The sequence below is a fragment of the Bacillus sp. JJ1562 genome, assembly GCF_036962705.1.
In the GTDB taxonomy this organism is placed as follows: Bacteria; Bacillota; Bacilli; order Bacillales; family Bacillaceae_L; genus Ferdinandcohnia.
Genome location: NZ_JBALOQ010000044.1, coordinates 1 through 19,149, shown reverse-complemented (window position 1 = coordinate 19,149; position 19,149 = coordinate 1). Strand labels below are relative to the sequence as shown.

18 protein-coding genes and 1 tRNA gene are annotated in these 19,149 nt (G+C 37.5%); 13 read left to right on the top strand and 6 right to left on the bottom strand.

Features of this window, described 5'->3' with window-relative positions:
* Positions 1 to 61 precede the first annotated feature (61 nt).
* On the bottom strand, positions 62 to 1,015 hold the full coding sequence (gene uvsE / locus V7097_RS21040) for a UV DNA damage repair endonuclease UvsE (RefSeq protein ID WP_335705599.1): 954 nt from the start codon (positions 1,013 to 1,015) through the stop codon (positions 62 to 64).
* Positions 1,016 to 1,216: 201 nt separating this feature from the next.
* On the opposite strand from uvsE, the gene V7097_RS21035 reads away from it, so the two are divergent.
* From V7097_RS21035 to V7097_RS21025, 3 genes are all read left to right on the top strand, one after another.
* Entirely contained in the window at positions 1,217 to 2,047 is an 831-nt protein-coding gene (locus tag V7097_RS21035) for a hypothetical protein (RefSeq protein WP_335705598.1), read from the top strand.
* Positions 2,048 to 2,248: 201 nt separating this feature from the next.
* Complete coding sequence (locus V7097_RS21030; protein WP_335705597.1) at positions 2,249 to 3,259, top strand: macro domain-containing protein; 1,011 nt, start codon at positions 2,249 to 2,251, stop codon at positions 3,257 to 3,259.
* Between the two features lie 84 nt (positions 3,260 to 3,343).
* On the top strand, positions 3,344 to 3,985 hold the full coding sequence (locus V7097_RS21025) for a vWA domain-containing protein (RefSeq protein ID WP_335705596.1): 642 nt from the start codon (positions 3,344 to 3,346) through the stop codon (positions 3,983 to 3,985).
* Positions 3,986 to 4,023: 38 nt separating this feature from the next.
* Here V7097_RS21025 and V7097_RS21020 read toward each other — a convergent pair whose 3' ends face one another.
* Both V7097_RS21020 and V7097_RS21015 read right to left on the bottom strand, forming a co-directional pair.
* On the bottom strand, positions 4,024 to 4,476 hold the full coding sequence (locus tag V7097_RS21020; RefSeq protein ID WP_335705595.1) for a nucleoside deaminase: 453 nt from the start codon (positions 4,474 to 4,476) through the stop codon (positions 4,024 to 4,026).
* Positions 4,477 to 4,516: 40 nt separating this feature from the next.
* A complete protein-coding gene (locus tag V7097_RS21015; protein ID WP_335705594.1) occupies positions 4,517 to 5,347 on the bottom strand; it encodes a hypothetical protein in 831 nt (276 codons plus the stop codon).
* Between the two features lie 166 nt (positions 5,348 to 5,513).
* Between V7097_RS21015 and V7097_RS21010 the strand changes: the two genes are divergently transcribed.
* Positions 5,514 to 6,050 carry a PRK06770 family protein gene (locus V7097_RS21010; RefSeq protein ID WP_335705593.1) on the top strand — a complete coding sequence of 179 codons (537 nt, stop codon included), beginning with the start codon at positions 5,514 to 5,516 and terminating at the stop codon, positions 6,048 to 6,050.
* An 11-nt stretch (positions 6,051 to 6,061) separates the two neighbouring features.
* Here V7097_RS21010 and V7097_RS21005 read toward each other — a convergent pair whose 3' ends face one another.
* A complete protein-coding gene (locus tag V7097_RS21005; RefSeq protein WP_335705592.1) occupies positions 6,062 to 6,406 on the bottom strand; it encodes an ArsR/SmtB family transcription factor in 345 nt (114 codons plus the stop codon).
* 21 nt (positions 6,407 to 6,427) lie between these two features.
* Positions 6,428 to 8,185 (bottom strand): SulP family inorganic anion transporter, encoded by a 1,758-nt coding sequence (locus V7097_RS21000; RefSeq protein ID WP_335705591.1) that lies wholly within the window; start codon positions 8,183 to 8,185, stop codon positions 6,428 to 6,430.
* Between the two features lie 530 nt (positions 8,186 to 8,715).
* On the opposite strand from V7097_RS21000, the gene V7097_RS20995 reads away from it, so the two are divergent.
* Positions 8,716 to 8,789 (top strand) — tRNA-Gly (locus V7097_RS20995).
* 71 nt (positions 8,790 to 8,860) lie between these two features.
* Here V7097_RS20995 and V7097_RS20990 read toward each other — a convergent pair.
* Positions 8,861 to 9,526, bottom strand: a complete 666-nt coding sequence (locus V7097_RS20990; protein WP_335705590.1) for a B3/B4 domain-containing protein — start codon at positions 9,524 to 9,526, stop codon at positions 8,861 to 8,863.
* A gap of 100 nt (positions 9,527 to 9,626) precedes the next feature.
* Here V7097_RS20990 and queG point away from each other — a divergent pair, with 100 nt between their 5' ends.
* From queG to V7097_RS20950, 8 genes are all read left to right on the top strand, one after another.
* Positions 9,627 to 10,760, top strand: a complete 1,134-nt coding sequence (queG, locus tag V7097_RS20985; RefSeq protein WP_335705589.1) for a tRNA epoxyqueuosine(34) reductase QueG — start codon at positions 9,627 to 9,629, stop codon at positions 10,758 to 10,760.
* A 391-nt stretch (positions 10,761 to 11,151) separates the two neighbouring features.
* Positions 11,152 to 12,036: an amidase domain-containing protein gene (locus V7097_RS20980; RefSeq protein WP_335705588.1), complete on the top strand. Its 885-nt coding sequence runs from the start codon at positions 11,152 to 11,154 to the stop codon at positions 12,034 to 12,036.
* 229 nt (positions 12,037 to 12,265) lie between these two features.
* On the top strand, positions 12,266 to 12,739 hold the full coding sequence (trmL, locus tag V7097_RS20975) for a tRNA (uridine(34)/cytosine(34)/5-carboxymethylaminomethyluridine(34)-2'-O)-methyltransferase TrmL (RefSeq protein ID WP_335705587.1): 474 nt from the start codon (positions 12,266 to 12,268) through the stop codon (positions 12,737 to 12,739).
* 514 nt (positions 12,740 to 13,253) lie between these two features.
* Positions 13,254 to 15,149, top strand: a complete 1,896-nt coding sequence (locus V7097_RS20970) for a PrkA family serine protein kinase (RefSeq protein WP_335705586.1) — start codon at positions 13,254 to 13,256, stop codon at positions 15,147 to 15,149.
* Between the two features lie 384 nt (positions 15,150 to 15,533).
* Positions 15,534 to 16,715, top strand: coding sequence for a sporulation protein YhbH (gene yhbH / locus V7097_RS20965; protein ID WP_335705585.1), 1,182 nt, complete (start codon positions 15,534 to 15,536; stop codon positions 16,713 to 16,715).
* A gap of 289 nt (positions 16,716 to 17,004) precedes the next feature.
* Complete coding sequence (gene speD, locus V7097_RS20960; protein ID WP_335705641.1) at positions 17,005 to 17,814, top strand: adenosylmethionine decarboxylase; 810 nt, start codon at positions 17,005 to 17,007, stop codon at positions 17,812 to 17,814.
* Positions 17,815 to 18,070: 256 nt separating this feature from the next.
* The gene (locus V7097_RS20955) at positions 18,071 to 18,208 is read left to right on the top strand and encodes an FbpB family small basic protein (protein ID WP_335705584.1); all 138 of its coding nucleotides are present in this window, start codon (positions 18,071 to 18,073) and stop codon (positions 18,206 to 18,208) included.
* Between the two features lie 70 nt (positions 18,209 to 18,278).
* On the top strand, positions 18,279 to 18,986 hold the full coding sequence (locus V7097_RS20950; RefSeq protein ID WP_335705583.1) for a TerC family protein: 708 nt from the start codon (positions 18,279 to 18,281) through the stop codon (positions 18,984 to 18,986).
* The last annotated feature ends 163 nt before the right edge of the window (positions 18,987 to 19,149 follow it).

The window sequence follows — 19,149 nt, the reverse complement described above, 5'->3', positions numbered from 1 at the left end:
CGGAGTTCACCTCACCTATATTTCATTTAATCTAGGGACAGTGGACTTGTCCCTGGAGTCCCTACCACTCTACTGCCGAACTAGAGATTCGTTTTACTCCTCTAATTGACGATATTTCTTCGACAAGTCTGTGCATGGCAAGGTTCTTTTGTTTTGCTTCGATCATGATATCGAAGTCTTGATTAAGAGCTTTAGCTATTTTTAAAAAAGGCATGATAAAGTCTAAGGACACAAAATCAGCGTGTGAACGGTAGGCTTTATCTGTTTTGGGCGATGAAATATGCACTTTTGGCACTGTCGTTTTTTCATCCCATGTTTGAAAAATACGCTCTAGATATAGGGTGAGATCGATTCCTTCGTTGTTAGCCATATGGTGGTGATAATCAAGAATCATCGGTATGCTTTCTGACTCACATGCGAGCAGTGTTTCTTCTACATTGTACGTTTTATCATCATTTTCAAGAGTCATTTGCTTCTTGATTTCATTTGGTAGTCTTTGGAGATTTTGGTGGAAGCGGGCTAATGATTTTTCTTTATCTCCATATGCGCCACCGATATGTATATTGAGAATTCCTATTTCAAGAGCATTTAAAGCGTTAAGCATCTTATAATGAAATTCCATGTCGATTACAGCATTTGATGTCACTTTAACCCTTGGACTTGTGAAAAGGGTGAACTGATTAGGATGGAAACTAACCCTCATGTTAAATTGTTTGATGAGCTGTGCAAGTTCGTCCCATTCTTTCTTGAAGGGGGTTATGAAGTCCCACATAACTTCAGGATGAGTGGCTAAGGGGACGAGAGAGCTTGAAAGCCGATATAGCTCAATTTCATGTGCGATATTATAATGTAGAATCCTTTTAGTATGAAGTAAATTCTGAGCGGTAACAAATTTGAGCTTTTCCAGACGTTCATCCTTTGGAAGAGCTGCATACCGTGTGAAAGTTAATGATTTTGAAGGACTTGCATCCCACAAGCCTAGTGCAATTGCAACATAACCAAATCGAATTTTCATTTTAAACCTCTTTTGACGGAGGCACCGTCTCATTTTTATAATTGTCGGGGAACAATGTATGTGTCCCTCTGATCCACCTTTTTTGTTATATTTAATGTAAGGAGAATAACCTGTTATTATACAGATTTTTTTGGGGGGATGATGGGGATCGATAGGTATATTAGGATTTTTGTGGTGTTGGCTTTGATCGGGAGTTTGGTGTTGAATTTTACGCTATTATCAAAGGTGAATCAGCTAGAGCAGGAGATAAGCTATTATTCTGGCTTTCAACATGAAATTACGTCAAGAATCGATAGTCAAGCAAGTGAGGTCTACAATGCACTAGAAGAATTTAAAAATGAACAAAGTTGGATAAGTAAGATCACCATGCAGATTGATACTAAAGAATTGAAAAACAGTGAAGCGATAGCCACTTTTAATTGGCAGGTAAAGGAGCTGCAAAAAGCGTCAGAAGTAATGTTTCATTATTCTTTTGGTGATGAGCAAGAGTATTCATCCCAGCCTGCAAAAGAAATACAGAATGGGCTATTCCAGGTAGAAGTGCCATTTGAATTTGAAAAAGAGCCACAGTGGCGAGTTGGTCAGATTACCTCTGATTCCTACTATAGCGAAGAGGTATCAGAAACAGAGGAAATCGAAGACCTCCAAGATACGATTAACTTTTATGTAACTGTTTCTTATGACGATATGGTTAAAAGCAGTGAAATTCAACAAGAATTTTTAGAGGATTTGAAATCAAGTTATTATGGCACGATCCAGACAGATGTTCATATTTTCAACTCAAAATTAGATATTACTTTGGTAAATTATTTACTGGATGAAAAATCGATGTACGTGGAAAAGGCAATCTTATTAAAATATAAAGGTAATACGCTAATAGGAGAAGAAGAGCTTCAGGGGATTGAGGAAAACTTATCTGTAAACATGGAACGCTTTTTCCATCTCAATCAAGTTGATAAATACGAAGATATTAGACTAGTAATGAAAGTTGTATATAACAATGGGGATACTTTTGAAAAAGAAATCTATTAATGGATGGAACCAGAGGGACGGTTCTACTGGTTCCTATTTGGGATTTATGGAATTAAAAGGTGAAAGAGTTACCACCGGAACGGGAGTGGAATAGCTCCAATTTGCAAAAAGAACCTTACTCTTGTTCTCGATGCGTAACCCACTTGGGACCACGAGAACCGTCCCTGTGGCCCCATGGTCCCACGGAAAGGAGAAACAGTTATGCCATTAGAGATTGTTCGGAATGATATTACACAAATGAGGGTTGATGCGATTGTGAATGCAGCGAACACGGAGCTAAAGGTGGGTGGTGGTGTGTGCGGAGCGATTTTTCGGGCTGCAGGATATGAAGAACTCCAAGCGGCTTGTGATGAGATTGGTAGCTGCCAGGTCGGAAATGCAGTGATTACTGATGCTTTTAAGTTGCCGTCAAAATACATCATACATACTCCCGGGCCGATTTGGCAGGGTGGTTCAAAGAATGAAGCTAAACTTTTGCAGTCCTCTTACTATCATTCTTTAGAGCTAGCAAAGCTCCATAAATGCCAGTCTATTGCCTTTCCGCTCATTTCAACTGGAATCTATGGTTATCCGAAAGAGGAAGCCCTTCAAATCGCGGTTTCTACGATTAGCTCTTTTTTAATGGAACACGATATGCTTGTCTATCTTGTTGTCTTTGACAAAACTTCTTTTGGTGTTAGCAAGAAGTTATTTAACTCGATACATCAATATATTGACGAACATTACGTAGATGAATTCGAAACGACATTCAGTCGTATCAGAAACAATGAACTTTATCATGCTGAACCTATAGAGGACGTGCAGGAGAAGCTGTACGAAATCGAAGAAAGCCACCAGATCCAAAGCGATTTAGTCGATCTAGTAAACCAGTTAGAAGAATCATTTACTGAAAGACTTCTCCGTTTAATAGATGATCGAGGATTGACCGATGTAGAGACATATAAGAGAGCAAATCTGGACCGTCGTTTATTTTCAAAAATCCGCAATGAAGCGGGATATACTCCTAAAAAGAAAACGGCGATTGCCTTTGCAATTGCATTGCAATTAAATGTCGACGAAACGATTCATTTATTGTCCGCAGCAGGATACACATTGTCCCATAGCAGTAAGTTTGATGTCATCATTGAATTTTTCCTAAATCAAGCGAATTACAATATCCATGAAATCAATGAAGCCTTATTTATGTTTGACCAACCTTTATTAGGGGCATAAAAATGTCGCTTTCGAAGCGACCAATTCTATATTAATTCTTGTTATCCTAACCTTGTAATCAAAAATCGAACGGAGGATAACAAGATGAAAACAGAATTAGTGTTTATTTTGGATAAAAGTGGATCAATGGCTGGGCTTGAAGCCGACACGATTGGTGGCTTTAATTCAATGCTTAAGAAACAAAAAAAAGCAGAAGGGGAAGCTTATGTCACAACGATTTTATTCAATCACCATTATGAACTTCTTCATGATCGCATCAATGTAAAGGGGATTTCATCAATTACCGAAGAAGAATACGAAGTTAGTGGAACGACTGCTTTATTAGACGCGATCGGTTTTACGATTCAAAAAATTAACAATGTCCAAAAACATACAAGTAAAGAAGAAAGAGCTGAAAAAGTCCTTTTCGTAATAACAACAGACGGAATGGAAAATGCAAGCCGTGAATTTACAGCTGAAAAAATTAAAAAAATGGTGCAATACCAAAAAGAAAAATATGGCTGGGAATTCATGTTTTTAGGTGCGAATATTGATGCTGTTTCAACCGCTGCTGAATTTGGAATAGACAAGGATTTTGCAGTTGATTACCACGCTGACGAACAGGGAACACAATTAAACTATCAAATGCTCAGTGAGGCTGTTACCAATCTTCGTAGTGGAAAGAAAATTGACCGAAGCTGGAAGGAAGAAATCGAACGCGACTATGAACGACGTTCAAGACAGTAGGATAAAATGCGCCTGCAACTAAGGACAGGCGCATTATGTTAATTTTTTTGTTTCCAAAGTAGCATTGGATCTTCTTGTGTTTCAATTAATTTCATTTGTATCATGTCGAGAGCCCGATCCTCTCGATTCTTTTTTAATTCATTATAAATAAAGGTTGATTTTCCAAGTCCTACGTCTACAGCATCATCGACGGACTGGCAATAATATACCTTTTCGATTCCTGCAAAATAAATGGCCGTCAAACACATAGAGCAAGGCTCACCGCTTGCATACATCGTATAGCCAGATAAATCATTCGTTTGGAATTTTTCCTGTGCTCTTCGGATTGCAAGCAATTCGGCATGCCCGCTCACATCATGCTTTTTATGTAATTCATTTACACCTTCAGAAACAATCTCGTTATCTTTTACGAGGACGGCACCAAATGGTTGCCCACCTTCGTCTACATTTAGTAATGCTAATTCAATCGCTTTTTTCATAAATTGGTCCATTGTCAGCTCTCCCAAGTCCTTTTCTTTCTATTGTAATGAATCAAGTTTTATTTACAAGGACTTTGATTTTTCGGTCTGCATACCTTACAAACAAATATCCGAGGAAGAAGGTGAGAAAGCTTAATATGGAATCAAGCACCGTATGCTCAGCTCTTATGACCCCGACAACTTTCAAAACAATATCATAAGCGATATATGAAAAAACGATAAAATAAAACCAACCCTTCCTTGCATGAACAATACTCAAATAGGCAAGTAGAATAGCAAAACTAAGACCAGTAATCGTTGTTATCGCAGAACTACCACGATGTAATTGTTCAATCCAAACAACATGATAAGTTCTCATTTTAAAAACGCCATGGAGTAGAAAATGTAAAGGGATAAATATTCCATAAAAAGATAGAAGTAACGTACCAAAGTGAATCCATGTCTTTTTTACATGAATCCACCATAATCTTGCTACAGGAAAATAAATGATTAAACCAGCAATCGTATACCAGGGGGTCCACCAATTTGTTTTAAAAATCCCCCATTTCGTAAAAAGCAATTCAATCATTGTGAAGAATAACGCCAACGGGATGCTCCAATACCACCTACACCTCAAAACAACAAATAAGACAGCAAATGAAGGCAGTACAAGTCCGTTAACCATTGCACCTAAGTGTGAATCTATTTCATTATTTAACACATCAATTTTATAAACATAAGCCTTACCCCATACATAAATGAAGTAATCGAATAAAAGGGTAGTCCCAGTGACAGTAAAATAAAGGATAAAAAGACGTTTGGATCTAATTTTTCGATATGCAATACATAAAACAACGAATCCAATAATAAATAAAATTAGATAAGCCCACGCTCCAAGACCCAATCGATTATACCTCCGTCTTGTTTATAGGTATTTTCGCCTATTTTTGTTATTAAAATACTTATATAAAACTTAAGACACCATATTGTTATGTACTTTGTGTTAAGATTTTAAATGGATACATAATACTAAAAAGTAAGAATATAGGGGTTTTAATGGGGAGGAAGTTATGAAGACCTGGACCTGGATTATAATTTTTGTGATTTTGATAGGTGCCTCGATTGGACTTATGTTTAGTGTATATAAAATGTTCGACAGTGGTGATGCTGGGAAGGCTGCATCTTCATCAAATCAAGCATCCAATAAAGTGGATGAGTTTAAGGAACAAACTAAAAAAATCGGTGGAGTTACATATGATCTGAATTTAAGTGAATCACCGGAAGAGAGAGAAGTTATAGCCGCGATGCATCATATGACCCATCAAAAGGTGAAAGCCGACAAAAAATGGGGCGCAAAACCAATGATACCCGAAACCATCAATGAAATTTTTGATGTCGTTTCAAAAAGTGATTTTGCTAGAAAAGAAGAGTTATTGGCCATTTTAGAACGTTGGAAAAATGGAGATTTCAGTCTAGCAGATGTTGATCACAATTATTTTTGGGATTATCAAAACGGAAACACCGGAGAAGCGTACGGCTTAATGAGCGAAGCAGAGGAAAGAAGATTTATATTAGATAATTTTGGCGAAGAATATTTGCCTGATTAAAAAAGGATAGTTCACTGTGAACTATCCTTTACATCTTCTCCAATTTTATCAAGAAGTGAAATTGTATTGACAAGATGGTTATTAAAAATATGCTTTGCCACCGAGAGAATCTCAACAATCATTGGATCTCTGAGCGAATAGATGACACGATTGCCATCTTTTGTTCCATACACGATATTTTTAGCACGTAGTACAGTTAGTTGCTGGGACACGGCTGACCCTTCACTGCCGATAAGGGTTTGAATTTCATTCACATTTTTATCTCCCTCAGCAAGAAGCTCTAAGATTCGGATCCTTAATGGATGCGCAAGAGCTTTAAAAAAGTCAGCCTTAAATTGTTGCATTTCTAGATTCACTACTTTACCTCACTTTCAACATTAGCTTAGGGAAACACTTCTCTTATTAACCACTTTTTCTTCGACTCCGGACAGAGCCTGACATTCTTTAAACACAAAATGTCTACATCCTAGACATTTATTATGATTTATTTGCGTGAGTGCAAAATCAATGGCATCCCCAGTATGCTCAAAAAAGTTTTCCTCTCCGATGAGCTCATATAACCCCGTTTTTTGTAGAACGCTTTTAGGCTGTGGTTTTATTCCTGAAATCAAAACAATCCCATGCTTTGAAAAATCTTTTACAATACTTGCTAATCCAGCTTCTCCTGTTGTATCCATAAACGGGACTCTACCAAGTCGCAACAGAAGGACTCCAGGTCTGTAATTGATTGATTTCATAATTTGTTGTTCAAAAGCCTGTGCTGCTCCGAAAAATAATGGCCCTTCAACATTATAAATACTAATTTGCGGACAATCATGAGAATCTGTCACAATGCCTGTATCCATTTTTTCATGCTTTGTTTCGGGGTTAGGTAACGCTTTTTCTGTCACTATTATATCACTCATTCGCTTTGTAAAAAGAACAACTGCTAAAATAAGACCAACTTGGACCGCAACCGTTAAATTCATTAAGACAGTTAGTAAAAAGGTGACAACAAGCACTAGTGAATCCCCAGTCTTTGTTTGTAAAACATGATAAAAAACTCGACGCTCACTCATGTTCCACGCGACAAGCATAATAATCGGTGCCATGCTTGCTAACGGAATTTTTGAAGCATATGGTGCAAATAAAAGTAAGACAAGCAGAACAACGATACCATGTATGACACCAGATAAAGGCGACACAGCTCCTGTTTTAATATTGGTTGCCGTTCTTGCAATAGCTCCAGTTGCCGGTATACCACCAAACAGAGGAGTAACCATATTTGCAAGACCTTGACCGACTAATTCTCGGTTGCTATTGTGCTTGCTGTTCGTCATTCCATCTGCGACAACGGCCGAAAGAAGAGACTCAATTGCTCCTAACATCGCAATCACAAATGCTGGTTGAATCAGATGTTTAATCCGTTCAACCGTTATATCAGGAAATTGAAAGCTTGGTAGTTTACTAGGAATCTCACCAAATGTTGAGCCAATTGTCGCCACTTGGGATGGATAAAAAATAGTCGCAATACCAGTTGATATAAGTAAGGCAATTAATGAACCGGGTACTTTTGGAAAGAACTTTGGTGTCAATAGGAGTACAACTAAACAAATGAAAGCAGTTAAAATGCTATAAATATTGATTTCACGAATATGCAGAACAATTTCTCTCATATTATCTAAAAACAATTCGTGCTTCTCAATCTGATCGAGTCCAAGGAAATTAGGAACCTGCCCGACAAAAATTATGATCGCAATACCTGATGTAAAACCAATTGTAACGGGACGAGGGATAAATTTGATTAAAGAGCCCAGTTTGAAAATCCCCATCATGAACAGAATGATACCCGCCATAAAGCCCGCAATTAATAGATTTTCAAATCCATAGGTTGCTACAATTCCAAACAAAATCGGAATAAAAGCACCAGTTGGTCCCCCAATTTGGTACTTAGAGCCCCCAAAGAGTGAAATAAGAATACCCGCGATGATGGTGGTGTAGATCCCATATTCAGGTTTGACGCCTGAAGCAATCGCGAACGCCATTCCCAGAGGAATCGCAATAATCCCAACAACGACGCCAGAAATAAGATCCTTTTGAAAAGATTGAACCGAATACCCTTTAAATCTCCCTGTAAAAGCCCACTTTTGTAGCATTTTTATCCTTCCTTCTGAATAATAGAATATCTGATTATTTGAATATACATATATAAAATCTACTCCTATTCATCCAGAAAGTCAAAATAATTGTATGAAAAATTAAAAAGGGACTGCCAGAGAAAAAAGGTAGTCCTCTAAATTTATTATTATTTTAATATAGACAAATGTTGTGTTAACTATGTAAAAGACTTGTAAATATTTTTTTCAGGAACTATTGCAATATATTTATCGAATGTATATAATAACTCAAGTAGTCAGCTTTTAAATCCTTCGACAAAAAGTTACAAAAACATGTTGCAAAGCTTTTACAAACTTGTTATAATATTCACATGATTTGTTAACAATTGTAATAAGATTTAATAAGTTGTGCGGGTGTAGTTTAATGGTAAAACCTCAGCCACGAGCAAAGCTTCACTGAATAATCTGCGAGTTGCCTCGACGGATTCACTTCATGAATAAGCTAGCAGAGGAAGAGGCATGTAAGGCCTATAAGCGTATTGCAATCTTTATAAACTTAATATCTATGTGCGGGTGTAGTTTAATGGTAAAACCTCAGCCTTCCAAGCTGATGTCGTGAGTTCGATTCTCATCACCCGCTCCATACATATATAACGCAGTGTTTCGTTTCTTAGATAAACGAAGTGTTGCGTTTTTTCCTTTTTATCAAGCTTTTTACTTTACAATAAAAGACTCTGCTGTTCCACCGTGTACCTGTGTAAACATCGTACCAAGTGACTTTATCAAATTCTCACAACTCTCAATTTGTAGAGAAGGCTTTAGATACACAATTTGAATCGCATTTTTAGTTTCAACGGTCACTGCCGTTCTCTTAGAATCCACATATGGGCTTCCAAACGCTCCTGTATCATCACCAGATAAGATTTTATCTTTCATTGATATGTCTCTACCGTTTATCCCCATGTACTCATCTTCTGGTTGACCAACTCGCATCTCAATATTACCGTTGATTTTATCAGCGTCATAAATCCCAACTGGAATCTCATATTGAATCGAAAAGAAATTATTAAGGTCAGCAGCGGAATGAATCGAATTCAAAAAGTTTTGTTTTTGAACCCGACGATAAATGGCTTCCACGGATGGACGATAGCGATTTGGGTCAGTCCCGACCTTTTTAAAAATGTCTCTCCACTCGGCTATCCCTTTAACATCTGTCACGGGTTTGTCCTCTAAGTCAAAAAAGAGCGACTCCTGAAAGGTTTGTAATCTGCCACGAATCATTTGTGGAGAATCGCCAACTTCGATATGATCGTAATGAATAATCCCCACCTTGAAATCGGGGACAAGCTCCTTTAATTGTGGCGAAATTTGAATTTCCATCATTTATCCCTCCAAAAATTATTGTAAATAGTGTACCATAAATCCTAGTGAATCTATTAGTAGAACGGCTTATGAAATCAAGGAAAGGAGGTTCCGAGACTTGGATATTTTACAGTTTCAACAAGAGTTAATCGACTATAGTAAAACAATTGGGATCGATAAAATTGGTTTTGCAAGTGCTTCTCCGTTTGAGGAGTTAAAATCACGACTCCTACGACAACAGGAGCTAGGCTACCAGTCAGGATTTGAACCAAAGGATATCGAAAAAAGAACCAATCCTGAACTGCTTCTGCCTGGTGCAAAATCAATTATTGCGATTGCTCTAGCATACCCTGCAAAGCTCAAGGATGCACCGAGGAGTACGCGAAATGAGCGTCGCGGGATGTTTGCTCGGGCATCTTGGGGAGAGGATTATCACCGTGTTTTGCGGGATCGGCTACAAAAGCTCGAATCGTTTATTTTAGAAAAATTGCCCGATGCGAAACTTCAGTCGATGGTTGATACAGGTGAATTATCTGATCGTGCTGTTGCGGAAAGAGCGGGTATTGGCTGGGGCGGAAAAAACTGCGCGATAATTACTCCTGAGTTCGGTTCATATGTGTATTTAGGAGAAATGATTACGAATATCCCATTTGCTCCTGATACGCCAATTGAAGATCAATGTGGTTCATGCCGAGCATGTCTTGATGCATGTCCAACGGGAGCATTGGTGCAGGGCGGACAAATTAATGCACAGCGATGTGTCAGCTTTTTAACACAAACAAAAGATTTTTTACCTGAAGAATTCCGTACGAAAATTGGTAACAGACTATATGGCTGCGATTCTTGCCAGACCGCCTGTCCTAAAAATAAGGGAATCGACTTTCATTTCCATGAAGAAATGGAGCCCAACCCAGAGGTGGTTAAGCCATTGTTAAAACCAATTTTATCGATTAGCAATCGTGAATTTAAAGAAACCTTTGGTCCGTTATCTGGTTCTTGGCGAGGAAAGAAGCCAATTCAACGAAATGCAATTATTGCTCTAGGTCATTTTAAAGACAGCAGTGCGATTCCTGAGTTGAAGAAAGTGTTAATAGATGATCCTAGACCAGTTCTTAGAGGAACTGCTGCATGGGCCCTTGGAAAAATTGGCGACGAGAGTGTGGTTGAGATATTAAAAGAGGCTAGTTTGAAAGAGAAGGACGAGCAGGTCATAGAAGAAATCGAAAAAGGGTTGGATATGTTAGGTAGATAAAAAGGATGCCAAGGTGCATCCTTTTTTATATACATTGGACTAAGATGCAAATCCGTCTCACGAAGACGCAAATATTAAAAATAAGGCGCAAATCCATCTGTGCAGACTCAAATATCGAAAATAAGATGCAAATCCGGCCGTGGAGACGCAAATATAAAAAAGACGTAAATCCGCCTGTGCAGACGCAAATATTAAAAATAAGATGCAAATCCGCCCGTGTAGACGCAAATATTAAAAATAAGGCGCAAATCCATCTGTGCAGACGCAAATATCAAAACGAAGACGCAAATCCTCCCCGCAAAGACACAATTCCATAAATTAATAATTTTCTACTTAAAACCCAAATTCTTTCATATTGTGTAATATCACAGCTTGAAGGTGGTGTTGGTTGATGAAGTCGACTTTAGCAAAGGTGTTTGAGGCTAAAGCTCAATTGCTTGTTGGTAATACACGAGCTGCGTCTTCAGTAAAATTGCCAGAAAAAGATCTTGAGTTCATTCAGCGAAAAAAAGAGCTTATGGATAAACGTTCAGCGGAAATCGTCAAATGCAATACAAACGGACAAATCATCGGCAAAAATGAAGTAGATGGAAAAATGCATCTTAACTATTTTGTTCATTATCAATATTTAATTCGTCAAAATAAAAACCTGTACATCGAGGAGAATTGTGAGGAAAGAAAGGCTGTATTTACATTCAATAAATTAATAAGCGATGAAGAGGTCCCAAGGGAAATAGATATCCATTATGAAACCATGAATCGGGAAGATCCAGAAGAAGATATCAGAAGCTTTAAATATAACCGACTTGCTGCGGTCCAATATGCAGAGCGGTGGTGGAATGACTACAATCCAGAATATCCAAGGTTTACTGATAATTGTACGAACTTTATTTCGCAATGCCTCCGTGCAGGTGGCGCACCGATGTATGGGTATCCGAATCGCAGTAAAGGCTGGTGGATGCAAAATAACAATTGGAGTTATAGTTGGTCTGTAGCTAATTCATTAAGGTGGTATTTAACTGGATCACAAAGAGGTCTTCAAGCAAAGCAGGTATCCTCCCCAAAAGAGCTTTTATTGGGAGACATCATTTGCTATGACTTTGAGGGAGACGGACGATTTAATCACAACACAATTGTTGTGGCAAAAGATATGGAAGGCTATCCACTCGTCAATGCCCAGACGCAAAACAGCCGAATGAGGTATTGGTCATACTATGATTCAACAGCCTATACACCGAATATAAAGTATATTTTTTTTCACATCATCAATAACTAATTTTTAACTTTATTCAGCATGAGTCCCCACTACAATTAGTGGTGGGTTGAACTAATAAGGCTAAACAATTCTGTAGGGTTTTAACTGTAGCTGAATAGAATTAAAGCCTCCGGCGGATGCCACGATTTTTTAAAGGGAATTTTTCGAGCTTGCTCGAAAAAAATCGGGCGCAAATACGCCAAGGCGTATTTGATTTTTTTTGGTATAATAACGATTGAGGTGAAAGAAAGTGGGATTACACGTCGTTTTATACCAACCCGAACTCCCAGCAAATACAGGGAATATCGCACGGACTTGTGCAGCAACAGATACTACCTTACATTTAATTCGACCACTTGGCTTTTCAACAGATGACAAAATGCTAAAGCGTGCCGGATTAGATTATTGGGAGTTTGTAAAGATTCATTATTATGATTCTTTAGATGAGCTTTTTGAAAAATATAAGGATGGAGAGTTTTACTTAATCACAAAGTTCGGGAAAAAAACACATTCATCCATTGATTATAGTGATTTGCAAAAGGACTATTTCTTTGTATTTGGAAGAGAAACAACAGGGCTACCTGAGGGGCTTATCCAAAACAACATGGGTCGGGCGATACGTCTTCCAATGACTGAAAATGTCCGATCCCTAAATTTATCAAATACCGCAGCAATTGTCGTATATGAGGCATTAAGAAAACAAAATTACCCTGGACTTTCGTAAAAAAATGACCTCTACCATTTTTGGTAAAGGTCATTTTTATTATCATTACTTTTTGTTCACGGTTGGCTTGTCATCGTATCCAGACGTAAAGATAGCAACTAAAAAGGTTACACATACTGCTAAAACTAGGACTAAATTCATATGCTTTTCCTCCTTTATGTATTGAAGTTCAATAAAATTGAACCCTCAAGTATCCTTCCTAAAAACACATCTACGTGTATTATAACCCAATTTCAATTTTGTGTGAATGTTATCTATGGACAAATTGTAAACATTTTCGAACCTTTTAAAACTAGGCACATACACTAAAAGTGAACCCCTTTAACATTGTATCCCCCTATTTTTATTAAAATATTTTTCAATTTGTCCAATTGGGAAAACAAAGGTTATTTTTTAAACAATTCAGTATAGGACATGTTGAATTTTGTAAGATTAAAGCATGTTAAAGGACATCCTAGCATACATTTAAATAAACCGTGCAAGTGACATCAAAGATGGAGGAGGCCCTCAATTAATGGATATCTTAAAAAAGATAGAACAGTTTCGTGAAGAGGAACAACGTTTGAAGTGGGAAGGAACCTTCGCTGAATATTTGGAAGTTCTAAAAGAAAAGCCAGGGGTTGCTCAGTCTGCTCATTCCAGAGTTTATAATATGATCAAGGATGCAGGTGTTGAAGAGGAAGATGGAAAGCGTAAGTATAAGTTCTTCGACCACCAATTGTTTGGTCTTGAAGAGGCGCTCGAGCGTTTGGTAGAAGAATATTTTCATCCGGCAGCTAAACGACTTGATGTTCGTAAACGAATTTTATTATTAATGGGTCCTGTTAGTGGTGGTAAATCAACACTTGTTTCCATGTTAAAAAGAGGATTAGAAACCTACTCACATACGGAACGAGGCGCGGTTTATGCCATTAAAGGCTGTCCAATGCATGAAGACCCATTACACCTTATCCCTCATCATTTAAGAGAGGACTTTTTTAATGAGTATGGGGTTCGAATTGAAGGTAATTTGTCTCCACTTAATATGATGCGATTGCAGGAAGAATATGGAGGAAGAATTGAAGATGTAAGGGTCGAAAGAATATTTTTCTCCGAGGATAAGCGTGTCGGAATCGGAACATTTAGCCCATCCGATCCAAAATCCCAAGATATTGCTGATTTAACTGGAAGTATTGATTTTTCAACGATTGCTGAGTTTGGTTCAGAATCAGACCCACGTGCCTATCGTTTCGATGGTGAATTAAACAAAGCAAACCGTGGAATGATGGAATTCCAGGAGATGTTAAAATGTGATGAGAAATTCCTCTGGCACTTATTATCCTTAACTCAAGAGGGGAATTTTAAAGCAGGACGCTTTGCTCTGATTTCGGCAGATGAACTCATTGTAGCCCATACTAACGAAACAGAGTATCGTTCCTTTATTTCCAATAAGAAAAATGAGGCATTGCATTCACGTATTATCGTGATGCCAGTTCCTTATAATCTACGTGTTTCTGAGGAAGAACGCATCTATGCAAAGATGATTAAGGAAAGTGATGTTCGCGATGTTCATATTGCGCCACACACCTTTAGAGTGGCGGCAATGTTTACAATTTTAACAAGATTAAAAGCGCCTAAAAAAGGCGATGTCGATATTATTAAAAAGATGAGATTATATGATGGAGAAAGTGTGGAGGGCTTCAATTCAGTTGATGTGGAGGAGCTTCGAAAGGAATATCAGGATGAGGGTATGAGTGGTATTGATCCACGTTATGTGATCAATCGTATTTCCTCAACAATCATTCGCAAGGAAAATCCATCCATTAATGCGTTAGATGTATTGCGTTCCTTAAAGGATGGACTTGAGCATCATCCTTCGATTTCGAACGAAGACCGTGAACGATATTTGAACTTTATTTCGATTGCTAGACGAGAATATGATGAAATTGCGAAAAAAGAGGTTCAAAAGGCATTTGTATATTCGTACGAAGAGTCTGCGAAGACATTAATGGATAACTATCTAGATAATGTTGAAGCATACTGCAATAAAAACAAGCTTCGTGATCCATTGACGGGTGAAGAAATGAGTCCAGATGAAAAGCTAATGCGTTCGATTGAGGAGCAAATCGGAATCTCTGAAAATGCGAAAAAAGCATTTAGAGAGGAAATCCTCATTCGTATTTCTGCTTATGCACGAAAAGGTAGAAGATTTGATTACAATTCGCACGAGCGTCTACGTGAGGCAATTCAAAAGAAATTATTCGCTGATCTTAAAGACGTCGTGAAAATCACAACTTCCACAAAGACACCAGATGAGCAACAGTTGAAGAAGGTCAATGAGGTTGTCGCAAGATTAATTGATGAACACGGTTATAATTCAACATCAGCTAATGAATTGCTTCGTTATGTAGGAAGTTTACTGAATCGATGACAATAGGGGGTTAGACCAGGTGAGTGGTCTAATCCTTTATTTTTCAATAGGAATTTTGTTGAGCAAAGGCATGTCCACTTTTAAGAAAAACATTTTATGCAATAAATGGTTGGAACTTGTCTATTTTTAAGACTTAATGCCTAATTTATGAAATCTTTTGTCAATAATACGATAATTTTGCATAGTATAGAGTAATCTACTATTGCTTCATTTTTGCTTCAAGAGCGGTAGAAGTTGGTCTCTTTTTTATTTGCAAACAAGTTGTTATTTCTTATAGTTTTTTCGTTTTACGAAATTCTTTCTCAAGCCGTCAAGATAATGTATGAGAGTACGAATAAAAATGTGAATGGTTTTCAAAAAAAATAATTTAGGAGGGGAAAGCTTATGTCGAAAGGTAATTCAAAGAATTTTGTCATTTCCCAAGAAGATTGGTCCCTCCATCGCAAAGGCCATGATGATCAAACAAGACACCAGGAAAAGGTTCAGGATGCAATTAAGAATAATTTACCTGATTTGATAACGGAAGAAAGTATCATTATGTCAAACGGGAAAGATGTCGTTAAGATCCCAATTCGATCATTAGATGAGTATAAAATTCGCTACAACTATGACAAGAATAAACATGTTGGCCAAGGGGATGGAGATAGTCAGGTAGGTGATGTCATTGCAAGAGATGGATCAGGACAAAATCAAGGGAAAGCAGGATCTGGAAAAGGGCAAGGTGCAGGCGACCAAGCTGGTGAAGACTATTATGAGGCTGAAGTTTCACTCATGGAGCTTGAGGAAGCTTTGTTTAAGGAGCTGGAGCTGCCGAATCTGAAACGGAAAGAACAAGATCAAAACATTGTTGAAAATATTGAATTTAATGATATCCGTCGTACGGGGTTAATGGGGAATATTGATAAGAAACGGACGATGATGTCCGCATACAAACGAAATGCGATGGCAGGGAAACCGAGCTTCCACCCGATCTATCGTGAGGATTTGAAGTTTAAAACATGGAACGAGGTTGTTAAACCAGATTCAAAGGCTGTGGTGCTCGCGATGATGGATACGAGTGGATCAATGGGAATTTGGGAGAAGTATATGGCCAGAAGCTTCTTCTTCTGGATGACTCGCTTCCTTCGCACAAAATATGAAACAGTCGAAATTGAATTTATTGCTCACCATACGGAGGCGAAGGTTGTATCCGAAGAAGATTTCTTCTCGAAAGGAGAAAGTGGAGGTACAATTTGTTCATCAGTTTATCGAAAGGCATTAGAAATCATTAATGATAAGTATCCAACAACACGCTACAATATTTATCCATTCCATTTTTCAGATGGCGATAATTTAACGTCAGATAATGCAAGATGTGTGAAATTAGTAAGTGAGTTAATGAAGGTTTCCAATATGTTCGGCTATGGTGAAGTAAACCAATACAACCGTCACAGCACTCTCATGTCTGCCTATAAGAACATTGAGGATGAGCGATTTAAGTATTATATTTTAAAACAAAAAGCAGATGTATTCCACGCAATGAAGAGCTTTTTTAAAAAGGAAGAAGATAATAAGATGTATGCGTAAAAAGAGAGGGGGACCTCTCTTTTCCTATGAAAATCTTTTATTTAATAGAAACTTAATCCTTTATTCATAGTTTGTTCATATTTTCTGGATAATATAAAGACATGGAAAAGATAAGCTTTTTCATACCCCCCTTTTAAATGATCATAAATCATTTACACTGTCCGGCCATTTGGCCGGATATTTTTTTGTCCTTTAATAAAATCCAGATAAAATGAATAGAATCCCGGGATTCAACCAACATAAATATATGGAAAAAAATATAGAAAAAGGGGACAATTAGATGAAACATATGCAACTGAGCCCAAACCAGATAACAGAACTACATGGTTTCAATAACCTAACGAAATCATTAAGCTTTAACATGTACGATATCTGTTATACGAGGTCTCAGGAAGAGCGGGATGCCTATTTAGAATATATAGATGACGTGTATAATGCCGATCGATTAACCGAAATATTAACCAATGTGGCGGATATTATCGGTGCAAATATATTAAATGTTGCAAAGCAAGATTACGTTCCGCAGGGAGCAAGTGTTACGATTTTAGTATCAGAAGGACCGGTCGATGAATCACCCGATGAAGCGTTTGAAGAGTCCCCAGGACCGATTCCTGGATCTGTTGTTGCGCAAATGGATAAAAGTCATATAACCGTTCATACATATCCGGAATCGCATCCAGATGATGGTATTAGTACATTTCGAGCAGATATTGATGTATCCACCTGCGGGGAAATATCTCCACTAAAGGCATTAAATTATATGATCCAATCATTCGAGACCGATGTGATGACCATTGATTATCGTGTTCGTGGATTCACAAGAGACGTGACCGGGCATAAACTGTTTATTGACCATGAAATTAATTCCATTCAAAATTACATACCTGATGAAATTCAGGAAATGTATCACATGATCGATGTGAATGTGTATCAGGAAAATATATTCCACACAAAATGTAAGCTAAAGGAATTTGATCTTGAGCATTATTTGTTTTTTGGCCGAACAATGGAAAAACTTACGGAAGAAGAAGAACTTACTATTGCTGAAAAGTTAATTACCGAAATGGATGAAATTTTTTATGGGAAAAATATAATTTGAAAAAGTGTTGACAAAAGCATAAAACCTATGTAAAATTGTTTGTATAATAAATATTTCGAATATTGTTCTCCTAAAGGGGAGTAGCTTTTACAGCAAAGTCGTCAATTCAGAGTGTAACCACTCTCGGCTTTGTTGGCAACTTAAACGTTGTTAGCAAGACCTTTACCAAGATTACGGTAGAGGTCTTTATTTATGACCTTTACCACATGTGGTAAAGGTCATTTTCGTTTTAGGCAATGAATGAGAGGTGAAAGGTATGCTTAAGAGAAAGATAGAATCAACATCATTAGAAGAATTAATTAAAAAGAATAAAGAAGAGATTTTACAAGACAAGGAAGAGCTTGAAAAGATTGAAAAACGTTTAGATGATAGGCATCTAGCATCAGTAAAGTAGTTTATTCTAGTGAAAGGCATTGTTGTTTTTCCTAATTTTATAGAATAAAAGATAAGAAGGGAGATCTTTCATGGAAATTTTAAGTTTAGAGTTTTTAACCGCACTTTTAGTTATTATTGGGATTGATTTGGTTTTAGCAGGAGATAATGCCATTGTTATTGGCTTAGCAGCTAGAAATTTACCAAAAGAACAACAAAAGAAAGCAATTATTTGGGGAACTGTAGGGGCAATTGCGATTAGAATTGCAGCAACCTTAGCAGTTGTATGGCTTCTTGGAATCCCAGGTTTACGAGTTGTCGGAGGTATCCTTCTTATATGGATTGCCTATAATCTATTAACAGATGATAAAGGCCATGAAATTAAAGCTGTTGGCAGCTTCTGGGCAGCTATTCGAACAATTATGATTGCGGATGCTCTAATGGGTCTAGATAATGTTCTAGCGGTTGCTGGTGCTGCTCAAGGTAACTTCTTACTCGTTGTATTAGGACTTATTATTTCAGTTCCAATTATGATTTGGGGAAGTACATTATTCATTAAGCTAATTGATCGCTTCCCAATCATCGTCACAATTGGTGCTGCAATTTTAGCTTGGACTGCTTCAAAGATGATTGTTGCAGAACCATTCCTAAGCTCAGCATTTAGTAATGGATTTGTGAAGTATGGCTTTGAAATCCTAGTTGTTGCCGCAGTTGTAGCAATTGGGTATATGAAACAGAAGAAAGCTACGAATAAAGTTGAAGAGCAACAGGAACAACAAGTATTAAGCAAAGCTGAATAGTAATGAAGGCGGACTCGCAAAAGGGTCCGCTTTTATATTGTATAAAATAATTCGAAAAATGTGCATGGATTCGATTGACATCTGGTTTACTCTGGAATACATTAGTTATTGAACAGTGGTTAATTTAATTCAATCAGGGTTCCAAACCCTGATTGAATTAAAT

Excerpts from the sequence above, each read along its gene's own strand:
- uvsE (WP_335705599.1), bottom strand. The coding sequence starts at position 1,015 with ATGAAAATTCGATTTGGTTATGTTGCAATTGCACTAGGCTTGTGGGAT.
- V7097_RS21030 (WP_335705597.1), top strand. The coding sequence starts at position 2,249 with ATGCCATTAGAGATTGTTCGGAATGATATTACACAAATGAGGGTTGAT.
- V7097_RS21025 (WP_335705596.1), top strand. The coding sequence starts at position 3,344 with ATGAAAACAGAATTAGTGTTTATTTTGGATAAAAGTGGATCAATGGCT.
- V7097_RS21020 (WP_335705595.1), bottom strand. The coding sequence starts at position 4,476 with ATGGACCAATTTATGAAAAAAGCGATTGAATTAGCATTACTAAATGTA.
- V7097_RS21010 (WP_335705593.1), top strand. The coding sequence starts at position 5,514 with ATGAAGACCTGGACCTGGATTATAATTTTTGTGATTTTGATAGGTGCC.
- V7097_RS21000 (WP_335705591.1), bottom strand. The coding sequence starts at position 8,185 with ATGCTACAAAAGTGGGCTTTTACAGGGAGATTTAAAGGGTATTCGGTT.
- V7097_RS20990 (WP_335705590.1), bottom strand. The coding sequence starts at position 9,526 with ATGGAAATTCAAATTTCGCCACAATTAAAGGAGCTTGTCCCCGATTTC.
- V7097_RS20980 (WP_335705588.1), top strand. The coding sequence starts at position 11,152 with ATGAAGTCGACTTTAGCAAAGGTGTTTGAGGCTAAAGCTCAATTGCTT.
- V7097_RS20970 (WP_335705586.1), top strand. The coding sequence starts at position 13,254 with ATGGATATCTTAAAAAAGATAGAACAGTTTCGTGAAGAGGAACAACGT.
- yhbH (WP_335705585.1), top strand. The coding sequence starts at position 15,534 with ATGTCGAAAGGTAATTCAAAGAATTTTGTCATTTCCCAAGAAGATTGG.
- speD (WP_335705641.1), top strand. The coding sequence starts at position 17,005 with ATGCAACTGAGCCCAAACCAGATAACAGAACTACATGGTTTCAATAAC.
- V7097_RS20955 (WP_335705584.1), top strand. The coding sequence starts at position 18,071 with ATGCTTAAGAGAAAGATAGAATCAACATCATTAGAAGAATTAATTAAA.
- V7097_RS20950 (WP_335705583.1), top strand. The coding sequence starts at position 18,279 with ATGGAAATTTTAAGTTTAGAGTTTTTAACCGCACTTTTAGTTATTATT.